At 41.7% G+C, this 17,318-nt stretch carries 14 protein-coding genes and 1 other annotated feature; all 14 genes read left to right on the forward strand.

What is annotated here, in order from left to right; translation table 11 throughout:
* The first annotated feature begins 32 nt into the window (after window positions 1-32).
* The 14 genes from secG to HMPREF2853_RS05515 all read left to right on the forward strand — a co-directional run bounded on the left by secG (window position 33) and on the right by HMPREF2853_RS05515 (window position 17,168).
* A complete protein-coding gene (secG, locus tag HMPREF2853_RS05450) occupies window positions 33-266 on the forward strand; it encodes a preprotein translocase subunit SecG (RefSeq protein ID WP_000282517.1) in 234 nt (77 codons plus the stop codon).
* A 94-nt stretch (window positions 267-360) separates the two neighbouring features.
* Window positions 361-2,715, forward strand: coding sequence for a ribonuclease R (gene rnr, locus HMPREF2853_RS05455; RefSeq protein WP_070535177.1), 2,355 nt, complete (start codon window positions 361-363; stop codon window positions 2,713-2,715).
* Window positions 2,678-3,145 (forward strand): SsrA-binding protein SmpB, encoded by a 468-nt coding sequence (gene smpB, locus HMPREF2853_RS05460; RefSeq protein WP_001051742.1) that lies wholly within the window; start codon window positions 2,678-2,680, stop codon window positions 3,143-3,145. Before rnr ends, smpB begins: the two co-directional genes overlap by 38 nt.
* Window positions 3,146-3,159: 14 nt before the next feature.
* Window positions 3,160-4,020, forward strand: coding sequence for an SAM-dependent methyltransferase TehB (gene tehB / locus HMPREF2853_RS05465; RefSeq protein ID WP_070535179.1), 861 nt, complete (start codon window positions 3,160-3,162; stop codon window positions 4,018-4,020).
* A gap of 177 nt (window positions 4,021-4,197) precedes the next feature.
* Entirely contained in the window at window positions 4,198-5,346 is a 1,149-nt protein-coding gene (locus tag HMPREF2853_RS05470) for a PDDEXK family nuclease (protein ID WP_000202644.1), read from the forward strand.
* Between the two features lie 76 nt (window positions 5,347-5,422).
* Window positions 5,423-6,379, forward strand: a complete 957-nt coding sequence (locus HMPREF2853_RS05475) for a competence protein CoiA (RefSeq protein WP_000495874.1) — start codon at window positions 5,423-5,425, stop codon at window positions 6,377-6,379.
* Window positions 6,380-6,397: 18 nt separating this feature from the next.
* A complete protein-coding gene (gene pepF / locus HMPREF2853_RS05480) occupies window positions 6,398-8,200 on the forward strand; it encodes an oligoendopeptidase F (protein WP_070535181.1) in 1,803 nt (600 codons plus the stop codon).
* A gap of 1 nt (window position 8,201) precedes the next feature.
* Complete coding sequence (locus HMPREF2853_RS05485) at window positions 8,202-8,915, forward strand: O-methyltransferase (protein WP_000230413.1); 714 nt, start codon at window positions 8,202-8,204, stop codon at window positions 8,913-8,915.
* A 67-nt stretch (window positions 8,916-8,982) separates the two neighbouring features.
* Window positions 8,983-9,924: a peptidylprolyl isomerase PrsA gene (gene prsA, locus HMPREF2853_RS05490; RefSeq protein ID WP_000728081.1), complete on the forward strand. Its 942-nt coding sequence runs from the start codon at window positions 8,983-8,985 to the stop codon at window positions 9,922-9,924.
* Between the two features lie 187 nt (window positions 9,925-10,111).
* Window positions 10,112-11,335: a cell division peptidoglycan polymerase FtsW gene (gene ftsW / locus HMPREF2853_RS05495; protein WP_000703343.1), complete on the forward strand. Its 1,224-nt coding sequence runs from the start codon at window positions 10,112-10,114 to the stop codon at window positions 11,333-11,335.
* Between the two features lie 23 nt (window positions 11,336-11,358).
* Window positions 11,359-14,055, forward strand: coding sequence for a phosphoenolpyruvate carboxylase (gene ppc, locus HMPREF2853_RS05500; protein ID WP_000058168.1), 2,697 nt, complete (start codon window positions 11,359-11,361; stop codon window positions 14,053-14,055).
* 96 nt (window positions 14,056-14,151) lie between these two features.
* Window positions 14,152-14,367 (forward strand) — a binding site (T-box leader).
* 118 nt (window positions 14,368-14,485) lie between these two features.
* Window positions 14,486-15,481 carry a tryptophan ABC transporter substrate-binding protein gene (gene trpX, locus HMPREF2853_RS05505; RefSeq protein WP_000792187.1) on the forward strand — a complete coding sequence of 332 codons (996 nt, stop codon included), beginning with the start codon at window positions 14,486-14,488 and terminating at the stop codon, window positions 15,479-15,481.
* A gap of 65 nt (window positions 15,482-15,546) precedes the next feature.
* Window positions 15,547-16,413 (forward strand): ABC transporter permease, encoded by an 867-nt coding sequence (locus HMPREF2853_RS05510; protein WP_000637255.1) that lies wholly within the window; start codon window positions 15,547-15,549, stop codon window positions 16,411-16,413.
* Entirely contained in the window at window positions 16,410-17,168 is a 759-nt protein-coding gene (locus HMPREF2853_RS05515) for an ABC transporter ATP-binding protein (protein WP_000125429.1), read from the forward strand. The genes HMPREF2853_RS05510 and HMPREF2853_RS05515 overlap by 4 nt, the downstream gene beginning before the upstream one ends.
* The last annotated feature ends 150 nt before the right edge of the window (window positions 17,169-17,318 follow it).

The raw sequence follows: 17,318 nt of genomic DNA on the forward strand, positions 1-17,318 counted from the left end.
GGTAAAATAATAGGGATTTTAAGGAGTTTGATATGTATAACCTATTATTAACCATTTTATTAGTATTATCTGTTGTGATTGTGATTGCGATTTTCATGCAACCAACTAAGAACCAATCCAGCAATGTATTTGATGCCAGCTCAGGTGATTTGTTTGAACGTAGTAAAGCGCGTGGTTTTGAAGCTGTGATGCAACGTTTGACAGGTATTTTAGTCTTTTTCTGGCTAGCCATTGCCTTAGCATTGACGGTATTATCAAGTAGATAAGAAATGGGCGAGACTAGGTCTTAGCCTATTTTTATTTTGAATGATGTTTACTAAAGTTATCACTCAAAAAATTATAAAAATCTAGAAAGAAAACATGAAAGATAAAATTAAAGAATATTTGCAAGAGAAGGGGCGAGTGACGGTAAATGACCTGGCTCAGGCTCTCGGAAAGGATGGGTCCAAGGATTTCCGTGAGTTGATTAAAACTCTGTCTCTGATGGAAAGAAAGCACCAGATTCGTTTTGAAGATGATGGTAGTTTATGTCTGGACCAAAAGAAGAAACATGAAATTACCCTCAAAGGGATTTTTCATGCCCATAAAAACGGCTTTGGCTTTGTTACTCTAGAAGGGGAAGATGACGACCTTTTTGTAGGAAAAAACGATGTCAACTATGCCATTGATGGTGATACCGTAGAGGTGGTCATCAAGAAAGTCGCTGACCGCAACAAGGGAACTGCTGCAGAAGCCAAAATTATCGATATCCTAGAGCATAGCCTGACGACAGTTGTCGGGCAAATCGTTCTGGATCAGGAAAAGCCCAAGTATGCGGGCTACATCCGTTCAAAAAATCAGAAAATCAGCCAACCGATTTATGTGAAGAAACCAGCTCTTAAACTAGAGGGAACGGAAGTTCTCAAGGTCTTTATCGACAAATACCCAAGTAAGAAACACGATTTCTTTGTCGCTAGTGTGTTGGACGTGGTGGGACACTCGACTGATGCTGGGATTGATGTCCTTGAAGTCTTGGAATCCATGGATATTGTTTCAGAATTTCCAGAAGCTGTTCTTAAGGAAGCTGAAAGTGTGCCAGAAGCTCCGTCTCAAAAGGATATGGAAGGTCGTCTGGACCTAAGAGATGAAGTCACCTTTACCATTGATGGCGCGGATGCCAAGGACTTGGACGACGCAGTACACATCAAGCCTTTAAAGAATGGCAATATCGAACTCGGAGTTCACATCGCAGATGTTTCCTACTATGTGACTGAGGGTTCTGCCCTTGACAAGGAAGCCCTTAACCGCGCGACTTCTGTCTATGTAACAGACCGAGTGGTTCCAATGCTTCCAGAGCGTTTGTCAAATGGCATCTGCTCTCTTAATCCTCAAGTCGATCGTTTGACCCAGTCTGCCATTATGGAAATTGATAAACATGGTCGTGTGGTTCATTACACCATTACACAAACAGTTATCAAAACTAGTTTTCGTACGACCTATAGCGCTGTCAATGACATCCTAGCTGGCGATGAGGAAAAGAGACAAGAGTTTAAGAAAATTGTTCCTAGTATCGAGCTCATGGCCAAGCTTCATGAAAGGCTAGAAAGCATGCGTGAGAAACGTGGAGCTATCAATTTTGATACCAGTGAAGCTAAGATTTTAGTGGATAAAAAAGGCAAGCCTGTGGATATCGTCCTTCGTCAGCGTGGTGTTGCCGAGCGGATGATTGAGTCCTTCATGTTGATTGCTAATGAAACGGTTGCCGAGCACTTTAGCAAGCTGGATCTTCCTTTCATTTATCGGATTCACGAGGAGCCCAAGGCTGAAAAAGTTCAGAAGTTTATTGATTATGCTTCGAGCTTTGGTTTGCGGATTTATGGGACTGCCAGTGAGATTAGCCAGGAGGCGCTTCAAGACATCATGCGTGCTGTTGAGGGAGAACCCTATGCGGATGTATTGTCCATGATGCTTCTCCGATCCATGCAGCAGGCTCGCTATTCTGAGCATAATCACGGTCACTATGGTCTTGCTGCTGATTATTACACTCACTTTACCAGCCCTATTCGCCGTTATCCGGACCTTCTTGTCCACCGTATGATTCGGGATTACGGCCGTTCTAAGGAAGTAGCAGAGCATTTTGAACGAGTGATTCCAGAGATTGCAACTCAGTCTTCCAACCGTGAACGTCGTGCCATTGAGGCGGAGCGTGAAGTCGAGGCTATGAAAAAAGCTGAGTACATGGAAGAATACGTTGGTGAAGAGTATGATGCTGTTGTATCAAGCATCGTCAAATTCGGTCTTTTTGTCGAATTGCCAAATACAGTCGAAGGCTTAATTCACATTACCAATTTACCTGAATTTTATCATTTCAACGAGCGTGACTTGACCCTCCGTGGGGAGAAATCAGGCACAACCTTCCGTGTAGGGCAACAGATTCGTATTCGGGTTGAAAGAGCGGATAAGATGACAGGTGAGATCGACTTCTCTTATATTCCAAGTGAGTTTGATGTCATTGAAAAAGGCTTGAAACAGTCTAATCGCAAAGACAGAGGACGTGGCTCAAGTCGTCGTTCAGACAAGAAGGAAGACAAGAGAAAATCAGGTCGCTCAAGTGATAAGCACAAGCATTCACAAAAAGATAAAAAGAAAAAAGGCAAGAAACCTTTTTACAAAGAAGTAGCTAAGAAAGGAGCCAAGCATGGCAAAGGGCGAGGGAAAGGTCGTCGCACAAAATAAAAAAGCACACCACGACTATACAATCGTAGATACGCTAGAGGCAGGAATGGTCCTGACTGGAACTGAAATCAAGAGCGTTCGAGCAGCTCGAATCAACCTCAAGGACGGCTTTGCCCAAGTAAAAAATGGGGAAGTCTGGCTGAGCAATGTCCATATCGCCCCTTACGAAGAGGGCAATATCTGGAACCAGGAACCTGAACGCCGTCGCAAACTTCTACTTCATAAGAAGCAAATTCAAAAATTGGAACAAGAGACCAAAGGGACAGGAATGACCCTTGTACCCCTCAAAGTCTATATAAAAGATGGTTATGCCAAGCTTCTTTTAGGGCTTGCCAAAGGGAAACATGACTATGACAAACGGGAGTCGATCAAGCGACGTGAACAAAACCGCGACATCGCGCGTGTGATGAAAGCTGTCAACCAGCGTTAAGAAGAGGAAGTGAAATGGAAAAACTAATTGCCTATAAACGGATGCCCTTGTGGAATAAACAGACCATGCCTGAAGCAGTTCAGCAAAAGCACAATACTAAAGTCGGCACTTGGGGGAAAATTACTGTCTTGAAGGGGGCACTCAAGTTTATTGAGTTGACTGAAGATGGTGAGGTTCTAGCTGAGCACCTCTTTGAGGCAGGGGCTGACAATCCTATGGCGCAACCGCAAGCCTGGCACCGAGTAGAGGCCGCAACAGATGATGTAGAATGGTATTTGGAATTTTATTGTAAACCTGAGGATTATTTCCCTAAGAAATACCAGACCAATCCAGTCCATTCAGAGGTCCTAGAGGCTATGCAAACGGTGAAACCAGGAAGAGCCTTGGATTTGGGTTGTGGTCAAGGGCGTAACTCTCTCTTTCTTGCACAGAATGGTTTTGATGTGACAGCTGTGGATCAAAATGAATTGTCCCTTGAAATCTTGCAAAGCATCGTAGAACAAGAGAATCTAGATATGCCTGTCGGACTTTATGATATCAATTCTGCCAGCATTGGGCAAGCATATGATTTCATCGTATCGACAGTTGTTCTGATGTTCCTACAAGCGGGCCGCATTCCAGCTATTATCCAAAATATGCAGGAACAAACCTCAATTGGAGGTTACAATTTGATTGTGTGTGCTATGGATACGGAGGATTATCCTTGCTCAGTGAATTTCCCATTCACCTTTAAAGAAGGGGAGTTGGCGAACTACTACAAGGATTGGGAATTAATTAAGTACAATGAAAATCCAGGACATTTGCACCGTCGTGATGAAAATGGCAATCGTATTCAACTACGCTTTGCGACTATGTTAGCTAAAAAAATCAAGTAAATCAAACATATACAAGCGAATAGTAACCGATTTGCAAGGTTTCTATTCGTTTTTGTTTGCGTTGGTTGATTGGGGCGAGCAGGATTTTATGCTATACTAGAAGTAGGAAATCTGAGTAGTAGAACTGTATTGCTGATACTCTCAGCGCAAGAAAGTCTTTATGATGGAGGTGGTCGAATGACGAGTCTTTTGGTGGAATTGTATGATCGGCATGTATTGGAAAAGAATGTCTACCAAGCCTTTATCAGTGATTGTGACGAGATTCTCTTTCTTTCTTTGACAAAAATAAGCAATGAAGAGAAAGTCTCCCTCCGTCAGTTTATTCTTGATGAGGTGCACCATATCCAACGAGTGACCTTTCGTCAGCTAACTTTAGAACAATTAACAGATCAGTTAGATTATTGCCTAGCAGGTTACGACCAAGTCCTTCTCGATGTTTTTGGCGGGGATTCACTACTAGCCTTATCTCTCTATCAATATGGCTTGGATCGGCAGCTCCCCATCGTTGCCATGGATGTCGAGCGGGGAAAACAATACAAGTGGGTAGCCGGTCAGTTAGAAAAAGAAGACTTGGACATTCCAACCCTAAGCATCCAACAGCTGATAGCCTTGCGTGGTGGAAAAATGCTCAAATCAAAACGCCCTATCCACTCAGATCAGCAAATTGCAGCCATTAAAAAGCTAGCCAGCTCTGCTATTTCCAATCCTGCTCACTGGTATCAAGTGACCCAATTTTTCTCTCTAGCTAAGACCAATGACCTGCATGCTGAGACAGAAAAGATACTGGAAAACAATGGCAGGTATTATCACTATCCAAAATCCCTTATTCCTTTACTTGTGGAAGCAGGAATGCTTTGTATTGAAAGCGAAGACAAGAAACGAGTAGCATACAGCTTTCCAAGTCAAGAAGCTCAAGTTTTTTGCCGCAACAAGGGGCATATTTTAGAGGTGTATCTTTATCTCTTGGCGCTGGAATCGCAGCTGTTTGATGAGTGTATGATAGGCGGTGAGATTGATTGGAATGGCATCTTTCCAGAGGCGGACAATGTTCAAAATGAGATTGATGTCATTCTGAGAAAGGGACGCTCGATTACCTTTATCTCTTGCAAGATGACAGATTTATCAGTTGAAGCCATTAACGAACTAGAAGTCTACGCCAATCATTTTGCTGGGGAGAGTTGCCTCAAGTTGATTGTTTGTACGGGAAAAATCAATCCAGCTTATGCCAATCGTTGTCAGGAATACGGCGTGCTGGTCATTAGAAGTGAGCAGATTCCTAATCTCATTCCCATGCTAAAAAAATATTCTAAGAGACAAAAAAGATAAGAAATAGTATCATGAAAGGCTGGAAATCCAGCCTTTTTCACTTCTTTTTCGAATAAATGAGAAAAGGAGGTAGACCATGTTTGTAGCCAGAGATGCCAAGGGAAAATTGGTAAATGCACTCGAAAAAGACGTGACTAAGCAAGATTATACTTGTCCAGCCTGTGGAGGCGGACTACGATTACGTCAAGGACAGAGCATTCGAACGCATTTCGCTCATGAATCTTTAAGAGATTGTATGGCTATTTTTGAAAATGAAAGTCCAGAACACTTGGGCAATAAAGAGGCTCTCTATCACTGGGCCAAGAAGGACAATCAGGTCGCCTTAGAATACAGTCTGCCCGGGATCCAGCAGGTTGCGGATGTTCTCGTCAATGAGAAACTAGCTCTGGAGGTTCAGTGTAGCCCCTTGTCTCAAAAGCTTTTAGGTCATAGAAGTCAAGGCTACCGTAGCCAGGGCTATCAGGTTATCTGGCTACTGGGAGAAAAACTCTGGTTAAAAGAGCGACTTACACAACTTCAAAGGGGATTTCTCTATTTTAGTCAAAATATGGGATTCTATGCTTGGGAACTAGATCTCAAAAAGCAAGTTTTAAGACTCAAATATCTTCTGCATCAGGACCTACGTGGCAAGCTTCATTTTCAGGTCAAAGAATTTCCCTATGGAAAAGGAAATCTCTTGGAAATTCTACGATTTCCTTATCAGAAACAAAAAATGCCTCGTTTTGCAGTTTTTCAAGATTCAACTATCTGTCACTACATTCGCCAACAGTTGTACTACCAAACGCCTTACTGGATGAAGAAGCAAGAAGAGGCCTATCATCAAGGAGACAATCTATTAAACCGTCAACTAGACGACTGGTATCCTCAAGTCAAGCCGATAGAACCAGGAGATTTTTTGCAGATTGAAACGGATTTGACTAGCTATTATAGAAATTTTCAGGCCTACTATCAAAAAAATCCGAAAAATAATCGCCAAAAGCTCTACCCACCAGCCTTTTATCACTTATATTTCTCAAAAAATATGGTAAAATAGAAAGGATGGAGGAAACTTATGGTATTACAACGACATGAAATAATTGAAAAAGATACATGGGATCTTTCGACAATCTACCCAACAGACCAGGCTTGGGAAGAAGCCTTGAAAGATTTAACTGAAAAAGTACAAACAGCATCTCAGTATGAGGGACATCTCTTGGATAGCGCAGACAGTCTACTTGAGATTACAGAATTTTCACTTGATTTGGAACGCCAAGTTGAAAAGCTTTATGTCTATGCACATATGAAAAATGACCAGGACACGCGTGAAGCCAAGTATCAAGAGTACTATGCTAAGGCAATGACCCTATACAGTCAGTTAGAACAAGCCTTTTCATTCTATGAACCTGAGTTTATGGAGATTAGCGAAGAGCAGTATGCGGCCTTCCTAGAAGCTCAACCAAAACTCCAAGTTTACAAACACTTTTTTGACAAGCTCTTGCAAAAGAAAGACCATGTTCTTTCGCAACGTGAGGAAGAATTGTTGGCTGGAGCAGGAGAAATTTTTGGCGCAGCTAGTGAAACTTTCGCCATCTTGGATAATGCAGATATTAGCTTCCCATATGTCCTTGATGACGAAGGCAATGAAGTGCAACTCTCACACGGTACTTACATCCGTTTGATGGAGTCTAAAAACCGTGAAGTGCGTCGTGGTGCCTATGAAGCCCTTTATGCGACATATGAGCAATTCCAACACACTTATGCTAAGACTTTGCAGACAAATGTTAAGGTGCAAAACTACCGAGCAAAAGTTCGCAACTATAAGAGTGCTCGCCATGCGGCCCTCGCAGCAAATTTTGTTCCAGAAAGTGTCTATGACAATCTAGTAGCAGCAGTTCGCAAGCATTTGCCACTCTTACATCGTTACCTTAAACTTCGTTCTAAAATCTTGGGGATTTCAGATCTCAAGATGTATGATGTCTACACACCACTCTCGTCAGTAGATTATAGCTTTACCTACGAAGAAGCCTTGAAAAAGGCAGAAGAAGCTTTGGCAGTTTTAGGTGACGACTACTTGAGCCGTGTTAAATGTGCCTTCAGTGAGCGTTGGATTGATGTCTATGAAAACCAAGGCAAGCGTTCTGGTGCCTATTCTGGTGGGTCTTACGATACAAATGCCTTTATGCTTCTCAACTGGCAGGACAATCTAGACAATCTCTTTACCCTTGTCCATGAAACAGGTCACAGTATGCACTCAAGCTATACTCGTGAAACCCAACCTTATGTTTACGGGGATTATTCTATCTTCTTGGCGGAGATTGCCTCAACCACAAACGAAAATATCTTGACAGAGAAATTGTTGGAAGAAGTAGAAGACGATGCAACTCGCTTTGCTATCCTCAATAACTTTTTGGATGGTTTCCGTGGAACGGTCTTCCGTCAAACTCAATTCGCTGAGTTTGAGCACGCCATCCATCAAGCAGACCAAAATGGAGAAGTCTTGACCAGTGATTTCCTTAATAAACTCTACGCTGACTTGAACCAAGAGTACTATGGACTCAGCAAGGAAGACAATCCTCAGATCCAATACGAATGGGCACGCATTCCACACTTCTACTATAACTACTATGTTTATCAGTATTCAACTGGTTTTGCAGCAGCTTCAGCCTTGGCTGAGAAGATTGTCCATGGTAGTCAAGAAGACCGTGACCGCTATATCGACTACCTCAAGGCAGGTAAGTCTGACTATCCGCTCAATGTCATGAGAAAAGCGGGAGTGGATATGGAAAAAGAAGACTATCTCAACGATGCCTTTGCAGTCTTTGAACGCCGCTTGAACGAGTTTGAAGCCCTTGTTGAAAAATTGGGACTAGCTTAAGATGGTAGAGTCTTATAGTAAAAATGCCAACCATAACATGCGCCGGCCTGTCGTCAAGGAAGAAATCGTAGAACTCATGCGCCAGCGTCAAAAACAGGTGACAGGTTCCTTAAAAGAATTAGAGACCTTCGCTCGCAAGGAAAACATTCCCATCATTCCTCATGAAACAGTTGCCTACTTCCGTTTTCTCATGAAGACCATACAGCCCAAGAATATTCTGGAGATTGGGACGGCAATTGGCTTTTCAGCCCTCTTGATGGCGGAACATGCGCCAGATGCCAAGATTACAACCATTGACCGTAATCCAGAAATGATAGGCTTTGCCAAGGAAAACTTTGCCCAGTTTGACAGTCGTCAGCAAATCACTCTTTTAGAGGGAGATGCAGTCGATGTTTTATCTACTCTGACAGAAACTTATGACTTTGTCTTTATGGATTCGGCCAAGTCCAAGTATATCGTCTTTCTGCCTGAAATCCTTAAACATTTGGAAGTCGGTGGAGTAGTGGTCTTGGATGATATTTTTCAAGGAGGAGATGTTGCCAAGGACATCATGGAAGTCCGCCGAGGTCAACGAACCATTTACCGTGGTTTGCAAAGACTTTTCGATGCAACTTTGGATAATCCAGGACTAACAGCAACTCTAGTTCCGCTTGGAGACGGCATTCTCATGCTACGAAAGAATCTAGCAGAAGTAGAGCTTCCTGAGAGCGAATGATTTTCAGAAAAATTTAAGAAATTATAGTAAAATAGATAAGGTAACACTTACCGTAAAAGGAGTAAAAATGAAGAAAAAACTTATGGCAGGAGCCATCACACTTTTATCAGTAGCAACACTTGCAGCTTGTTCAAACAGTTCTGAAGGAAAAGATTTGATCAGCATGAAGGGCGATGTGATTACAGAGCATCAATTCTTTGAAGAAGTAAAGAACAATCCAACTGCGCAACAAGTCTTGCTCAATATGACCATCCAAAAAGTATTTGAACAACAATATGGATCAGAAGTAACGGATAAAGATGTGGATGATGCCGTTGCTGAAGAACAAAAGAAATACGGCGATAGCTACAACAGCGTGCTTCAACGTGCAGGTATGACACCTGAGACTCGTAAAGCTCAAATCCGTACCAGCAAATTGGTTGAATTGGCAGTTAAGAAGGCTGCTGAGAGTGAGTTGACAGACGAAGCTTACCAAAAAGCTTTTGAGTCTTACACACCAGATGTAACAGCTCAAATCATCCGTTTAGATAATGAAGACAAGGCAAAAGAAGTACTTGAGAAAGCTAAAGCAGAAGGTGCAGATTTTGCTCAGTTGGCAAAAGACAACTCTAACGATGACAAGACCAAAGAAAATGGTGGAGAAATCACTTTTGACTCTGCTTCAACAGAACTTCCAGAACAAGTCAAGAAAGCAGCCTTTGCCTTGGATGTGAACGGGGTTTCTGATGTGATTACAGCCACTGGAACACAAGCCTACAGCAGTCAGTTCTACATCATCAAAGTAACGAAGAAAACAGAAAAATCTTCTAATATAGAGGATTACAAAGAAAAATTGAAGACCATCATCTTGACTCAGAAACAAAATGATTCAGCCTTTGTTCAAGGAGTAATTGGTAAAGAATTGCAAGCAGCAAACATCAAGGTTAAAGACCAAGCCTTCCAAAACATCTTCACCCAATACATCGGTGGTGGTGACTCAAGCTCAAGCAGCAGCACTTCATCTAACTAAGAAAGCAAAAAACAAATCTCAAAAGAGATTTGTTTTTTTATACCTGATACTGGAAAATGAGTAAAATTCGAAGGATTAAAGGATAAGAGTTTTTTTCTTTCTGAAAAAGTGGTATAATAGCAATCAAAACTAGAAAATAAAACGGAATTGGGAACAGAAGCGTCTGTTCCTATTAGAGTGGTGAAATATGAAAATTAGTAAAAGGCACCTACTAAACTATTCCATTTTGATTCCTTACTTCCTTTTATCGATTTTGGGACTGATTGTGGTGTACTCGACAACGAGTGCAACCTTGATCGAAGAAGGAAAAAGTGCCTTTCAATTGGTGCGTAACCAGGGGATCTTCTGGATAGCTAGTTTGATTCTGATTGCCTTAATCTATAAATTAAAATTAGGTTTCCTAAGAAACGGTCGTCTCATCTTTATCGTAATGATTGTGGAGATGGTTCTTTTAGCTCTGGCGCGACTGGTCGGAACACCTGTCAATGGAGCATACGGATGGATCTCTGTAGGACCTGTAACGATTCAGCCTGCGGAGTACCTTAAGATTATCATCATCTGGTACCTGGCACATCGATTTTCAAAACAACAAGATGAGATTGCGGTTTATGACTTCCAGGTTTTGACACAGAATCAGTGGCTACCTCGAGCTTTTAACGACTGGCGTTTTGTTCTGCTAGTTCTGATTGGTAGCTTGGGAATTTTTCCAGACTTGGGAAATGCGACCATCTTGGTCTTGGTGGCGCTCATCATGTATACGGTTAGTGGGATCGCCTATCGTTGGTTCTCGACCATTCTGGCTCTCTTGGCAGGGAGCTCAATGTTAGTCTTGTCTGTCATTCGCTTTGTTGGGGTTGAAAAGTTTTCTCAAATTCCTGTATTTGGTTACGTTGCTAAACGTTTTAGTGCCTTCTTTAATCCCTTTAATGACTTGGCGGGTGCAGGACACCAGCTCGCAAATTCCTACTATGCAATGGTAAATGGAGGCTGGTTCGGACTGGGACTAGGGAATTCTATCGAGAAGCGTGGTTATCTGCCAGAAGCCCATACGGATTTTGTCTTTTCGATTGTCATCGAGGAGTTTGGATTCGTAGGAGCCAGTATGATTTTGGCTTTACTCTTCTTCTTGATTTTGCGAATCATCTTGGTTGGTATTCGAGCAAAGGATCCCTTTAACTCCATGGTTGCTATTGGTGTCGGAGGGATGATCCTTGTTCAGGTCTTTGTCAATATCGGTGGGATTTCAGGATTGATTCCTTCTACAGGGGTAACCTTCCCCTTCCTTTCACAAGGTGGGAACAGTCTCCTGGTATTATCAGTAGCCATCGCGCTTGTACTAAACATTGATGCCAGCGAAAAACGTGCCAAACTTATCAGAGAATACGAGAATCAAACCGATGAAAGTCTGTAAGGATTGAATGGAAAGGAAAGTATATGTCTCTTCAAAAATTAGAAAACTATAGTAATAAAGCAGTTGTCCAAGAAGAAGTCTTGATTCTGACGGAGCTATTAGAAGATATCACAAAAAATATGCTAGCGCCAGAAACCTTTGAAAAGATTATCCAGTTGAAGGAATTATCAACTAGCGAGAATTATCAAGGGCTCAATAACCTAGTGACCAGTCTTTCGAATGAAGAAATGATTTACATTTCACGCTATTTCTCTATCCTTCCACTTTTGATTAATATCTCTGAGGATGTGGATTTGGCCTATGAAATCAATCACCAAAACAATGTGGACCAAGACTATCTAGGAAAACTATCTACAACGATTAAGATGGTAGCTGAAAAAGAAAATGCAGCCGAAATTTTAGAAAAGTTAAATGTCGTTCCTGTCTTGACCGCTCATCCAACGCAAGTACAACGCAAGAGTATGCTGGATTTAACCAACCACATCCATACGCTCTTGCGCAAGTACCGTGATGTCAAACTCGGCTTGATTAATAAAGAAAAATGGCACACAGATCTCCGCCGTTATATTGAAATTATCATGCAAACGGACATGATTCGTGAGAAGAAATTGAAAGTAACCAACGAAATCACCAACGTGATGGAGTATTACCAAAGTTCTTTCCTGAATGCTGTTCCGCGTTTGACAGCTGAGTATAAAAAATTGGCTAAAGAACAAGGTATCGAGCTTGAGCATCCAAAACCGATTACTATGGGGATGTGGATAGGAGGAGACCGTGATGGAAATCCTTTCGTAACAGCGGAAACTCTCAATAAATCAGCCTTGACTCAGTGTGAAGTCATCATGAACTACTATGATGAAAAGATTTATAATCTTTACCGTGAATTTTCACTTTCAACCAGTATCGTGAATGTCAGCGACAAGGTCCGTGAGATGGCGCTGAAGTCACAAGATAACTCGATTTATCGTGAAAAAGAACTCTATCGTCGTGCTCTTTTTGACATCCAAGCTAAGATGCAGGCTACCAAGGCTTATCTCATTGAAGACAAGGATCTTCAGCCAAGATATGCCACTGCAGATGAATTCTATCAAGATTTGTTGGCCATTCGCGATTCTCTCCTTGAGAATAAGGGAGAATACCTGATTTCAGGAGAATTTGTCGAGTTGATGCAAGCTGTCGAAATTTTTGGTTTCTACCTTGCTTCTATTGATATGCGCCAAGACTCTAGTGTTCATGAAGCCTGTGTGGCTGAATTGCTAGCATCTGCTGGCATCAACGACCACTATAGCGATCTGTCAGAAGACGAAAAATGTACCCTCCTCTTAAAAGAGTTGGAAGAAGATCCTCGTATCCTCTCAGCGACTCATGCTGAAAAGTCAGAACTGCTTGAAAAAGAACTCTCTATCTTTAAAGCTGCGCGCAAGTTGAAGGATAAACTGGGTGAAAATGTTATTCGTCAAACCATCATTTCGCACGCAACAAGTGTATCCGATATGCTCGAATTAGCCATTATGCTTAAGGAAGTCGGCTTGGTAGATGCCCAAAAAGCCCGCGTTCAGATTGTTCCCCTCTTTGAAACGATCGAAGATTTGGATCACTCAGAAGAAACCATGAGAAGATATTTCTCTCTTCCTTTGGCTAAAAAATGGATTGCTTCAAAAGACAACTACCAAGAAATCATGCTTGGCTACTCTGATAGTAACAAGGATGGTGGTTACCTATCCTCATGTTGGACTCTCTATAAAGCGCAACAACAACTGACTGCTATTGGGGATGAATTTGGCGTTAAGGTTACTTTCTTCCATGGTCGTGGTGGTACTGTGGGTCGTGGTGGTGGACCAACTTATGAAGCTATCACATCTCAACCACTCAAGTCTATCAAGGACCGCATCCGTCTGACTGAGCAAGGAGAAGTCATTGGAAACAAATACGGTAACAAAGACGCTGCCTATTATAACCTTGAAATGCTGGTTTCTGCAGCCATTAACCGTATGATTACCAAGAAGAAGAGTGATACTAATACGTCGAATCGTTACGAAGCTATTATGGACCAAGTAGTAGACCGTAGTTATGATATCTACCGTGATTTGGTCTTTGGAAATGAACATTTCTATGACTATTTCTTTGAATCAAGTCCAATCAAGGCTATTTCAAGCTTCAATATCGGTTCGCGTCCAGCAGCTCGTAAGACCATCACTGAAATCGGCGGTTTGCGTGCTATTCCTTGGGTCTTCTCATGGTCACAAAGCCGTGTCATGTTCCCTGGGTGGTATGGTGTGGGATCAAGCTTTAAAGAGTTTATTGATCAAGATCCAAAGAATATCGAGTTCCTTCGAGACATGTACCAAAACTGGCCTTTCTTCCAATCTTTGCTTTCCAATGTAGACATGGTCTTGTCTAAGTCTAACATGAACATTGCTTTTGAATATGCCAAGCTCTGTGAAGACGAAGAAGTACAAGCTATCTACTACACTATTTTAGATGAATGGCAGTTGACTAAGGACGTTATTTTAGCTATCGAAGGTTATGACGAACTCTTGGCAGAAAACTCTTATCTAAAAGACAGTCTAAACTATCGTATGCCTTACTTTAATATCCTGAACTACATCCAGTTGGAGTTGATCAAACGTCAACGTCGCGGCGAATTGTCAGCAGACGAAGAAAAACTGATCCATACAACTATCAACGGAATTGCAACTGGTTTGCGTAATTCAGGCTGATATTCTACAAACTTCCTCCTTTTTCAAGGGGAAGTTTTTGAATTGTTTAAAAAATTCTAAAAATAAGCTTGACAAGTAGTTGAAAAATGATATAATTTAAACATTCAGAAAGTAATCATGCTCATTTTATAGAGAGTCTGTGGTTGGTGAAAGCAGATAGATGAAATTGATGAAATTGGGCTGAATGTACTTAAGAATTTGAAATCATAAAAATTCGGTGAGCACACCTTACAGTGCAACTCGTTATTGCGAGAAAGAGCGATAGGGATATTCCCTATAATTGAGGTGGCACCGCGCATCGACGTCCTCACACAAGTTTTTTGTGTGAGGACTTTTTCTATGAGGAGGAAAGATATTGGAATTTAAACGATGGCGTCGCTTGTTTTGTTGAAAAGAGTATTATACAAGTGATTTAAAAGGAGAAAGAAAAATGAAAAATAAACGTTTGATTGGAATTGTCGCTGGATTAGCAGTATTGGTGGTGGCTAGCTTGATTTATTCATCTATGAATAAGCCATCAGCTAAAGAAGAGCAAAAGGTTGCTAAGGTTGGTGTCCTTCAATTTGTTAGTCACCCATCCTTGGACTTGATTTACCAAGGGATTCAAGATGGACTAGCTGAAGAAGGCTATAAGGACGACCAGGTAAAAATCGACTTTATGAACTCTGAAGGTGATCAGAGCAAGGTTGCAACCATGAGTAAACAATTGGTTGCTAATGGAAACGATGTTGTTGTTGGGATCGCGACACCAGCGGCTCAAGGACTCGCTAGTGCTACAAAAGACCTACCAGTTATCATGGCTGCTATTACAGACCCAATCGGTGCTAACTTGGTCAAAGACTTGAAAAAACCAGGAGGCAACATCACAGGGGTATCAGACCACAACCCTGCTGAACAACAAGTAGAGTTGATAAAAACTCTCACACCAAATGTCAAAACAATCGGAGCTCTTTACTCAAGTAGCGAAGATAACTCAAAAACACAGGTAGAAGAATTCAAGGCTTATGCTGAAAAAGCAGGTTTGACAGTCGAAACATTTGCCGTTCCTTCAACAAATGAAATTGCTTCAACAGTCAATGTTATGACAAGCAAGGTCGATGCAATTTGGGTTCCAATTGACAATACCATTGCATCCGCATTCTCAACAGTTGTTTCAAGTAATCAAACAGCTAAAAAGCCAATCTACCCAAGTGCCACGGCCATGGTAGAAGCAGGTGGATTAGCATCTGTAGTAGTTGACCAACACGATCTTGGAGTGGCTACTGGTAAAATGATTGCCAAAGTTTTGAAAGGTGAAAAACCAGCTGATACGCCAGTTAATGTCTTTTCAACTGGTAAGTCAGTGATTAATAAAAAACTAGCGCAGGAACTTGGTATTACCATTCCTGAGTCCGTTCTAAAAGAAGCGGGACAAGTGATTGAATAAAGATAAAGGAGGAGCTGGACACATCTCCTCCCATTTTTACTAAAGAAAGAAATGAGTGAAAGATTATGATAGTATCCATTATTTCTCAGGGAATGGTCTGGGCGATTTTAGGTTTGGGAATCTTTATGACTTTCCGAATTTTGAATTTCCCTGATATGACTACTGAAGGTTCTTTTCCTCTTGGGGGAGCAGTAGCTGTAACCTTGATAACACAGGGAGTCAATCCGTTTTTGGCGACCTTAGCTGCAGTAGGTGCGGGCTGTCTAGCTGGAATGGCGACGGGTCTTTTGTATACTAAAGGAAAAATCCCAACCCTCTTATCAGGGATTCTGGTCATGACTTCTTGTCATTCCATCATGCTCATGATTATGGGACGTGCCAATCTGGGGCTTCTTGGAACCAAACAAATTCAGGATGTCTTGCCTTTTGATTCAGACCTTAACCAACTCCTGACTGGATTAATCTTTGTAGCTCTTGTTATTGGCCTTATGCTCTTTTTCCTTGATACCAAACTAGGTCAAGCCTACATCGCTACAGGTGACAATCCCGATATGGCTCGTAGCTTTGGTATCAATACGGGACGTATGGAACTCATGGGTTTGGTTCTCTCAAATGGGATTATCGCGCTTGCAGGGGCCTTAATTGCTCAACAAGAAGGATACGCGGATGTCTCTCGAGGAATTGGCGTGATTGTCGTAGGGCTTGCTAGCTTGATTATTGGTGAGGTTTTGTTCAAGAGTTTGACCCTGGCAGAGCGACTCATGACCATCGTCGTTGGCTCTATCGCTTATCAGTTCCTCGTTTGGGGAGTTATTGCTCTTGGGTTTAATACAAGTTATCTTCGTTTGTACAGCGCCTTGATTTTGGCAGTTTGCCTTATGATTCCAACCTTCAAAAGCAAATACCTGAAAGGAGTCAAGTTTAGCAAATGACAGCAATTGTAGAATTAAAAAATGCTACCAAAGTCATCACGAATGGCTTTGACGAAGAAAAAATCATTCTGAATGATGTTTCTCTTGAAATTTTCGAACATGATTTCATTACCATCTTAGGGGGAAATGGAGCGGGGAAATCAACGCTTTTTAACACGATTGCAGGTACCTTACCTTTAACAAGTGGAAGTATCCGTATCATGGGGGAGGACGTGACGAATTTTTCACCTGAAAAGCGGGCTAAGTACTTGTCTCGCGTCTTTCAGGATCCTAAGATGGGTACGGCTCCCCGTATGACAGTGGCGGAAAATCTCTTGATTGCCAAGTTTCGTGGTGAGAAGAGAGGACTCCTGCCTAGAAGGCTTTCAAGCCATAGGGAAGAGTTCCAGACTACCATTGAAAAGGTTGGAAATGGTCTTGAAAAACATCTGGACACTCCTATTGAGTTTCTTTCAGGTGGACAACGTCAGGCCTTGAGTCTCTTGATGGCAACTTTGAAACGACCAGAGTTGCTCTTGTTGGATGAACACACAGCAGCCCTTGACCCAAAAACAAGTGTGGCATTGATGGAATTAACAGATGACTTTGTCAGCAAAGATCATCTAACAGCCTTGATGATTACCCACCATATGGAAGATGCACTGAAGTATGGAAACCGTCTGATTGTCATGAAGGAAGGTCGCATCATCCAAGACCTCAATAAAGAAGAAAAAGCTAAGATGAAAATTTCAGACTACTATCAATTATTTGAATAGATGAGTGAAGTAATCATCAAAAAATAGTGAAAATTAACTTAGAAACATGGAAGTGTTTCTGAGTTTTTTATCACCTCTTTCTATCTAGAAAAATAAGGCAAAGAGAATTACGGAAAGCGTATGAAATGGTTTACTTTTTTTCAGAAATAA

Origin of the sequence: Streptococcus sp. HMSC077F03, assembly GCF_001812375.1 — a bacterium.
Taxonomy (GTDB): Bacteria; Bacillota; Bacilli; order Lactobacillales; family Streptococcaceae; genus Streptococcus; species Streptococcus oralis_S.

Excerpts from the sequence above, each read along its gene's own strand:
- secG (WP_000282517.1), top strand. The coding sequence starts at position 33 with ATGTATAACCTATTATTAACCATTTTATTAGTATTATCTGTTGTGATT.
- rnr (WP_070535177.1), top strand. The coding sequence starts at position 361 with ATGAAAGATAAAATTAAAGAATATTTGCAAGAGAAGGGGCGAGTGACG.
- smpB (WP_001051742.1), top strand. The coding sequence starts at position 2,678 with ATGGCAAAGGGCGAGGGAAAGGTCGTCGCACAAAATAAAAAAGCACAC.
- tehB (WP_070535179.1), top strand. The coding sequence starts at position 3,160 with ATGGAAAAACTAATTGCCTATAAACGGATGCCCTTGTGGAATAAACAG.
- HMPREF2853_RS05470 (WP_000202644.1), top strand. The coding sequence starts at position 4,198 with ATGACGAGTCTTTTGGTGGAATTGTATGATCGGCATGTATTGGAAAAG.
- HMPREF2853_RS05475 (WP_000495874.1), top strand. The coding sequence starts at position 5,423 with ATGTTTGTAGCCAGAGATGCCAAGGGAAAATTGGTAAATGCACTCGAA.
- pepF (WP_070535181.1), top strand. The coding sequence starts at position 6,398 with ATGGTATTACAACGACATGAAATAATTGAAAAAGATACATGGGATCTT.
- HMPREF2853_RS05485 (WP_000230413.1), top strand. The coding sequence starts at position 8,202 with ATGGTAGAGTCTTATAGTAAAAATGCCAACCATAACATGCGCCGGCCT.
- prsA (WP_000728081.1), top strand. The coding sequence starts at position 8,983 with ATGAAGAAAAAACTTATGGCAGGAGCCATCACACTTTTATCAGTAGCA.
- ftsW (WP_000703343.1), top strand. The coding sequence starts at position 10,112 with ATGAAAATTAGTAAAAGGCACCTACTAAACTATTCCATTTTGATTCCT.
- ppc (WP_000058168.1), top strand. The coding sequence starts at position 11,359 with ATGTCTCTTCAAAAATTAGAAAACTATAGTAATAAAGCAGTTGTCCAA.
- trpX (WP_000792187.1), top strand. The coding sequence starts at position 14,486 with ATGAAAAATAAACGTTTGATTGGAATTGTCGCTGGATTAGCAGTATTG.
- HMPREF2853_RS05510 (WP_000637255.1), top strand. The coding sequence starts at position 15,547 with ATGATAGTATCCATTATTTCTCAGGGAATGGTCTGGGCGATTTTAGGT.
- HMPREF2853_RS05515 (WP_000125429.1), top strand. The coding sequence starts at position 16,410 with ATGACAGCAATTGTAGAATTAAAAAATGCTACCAAAGTCATCACGAAT.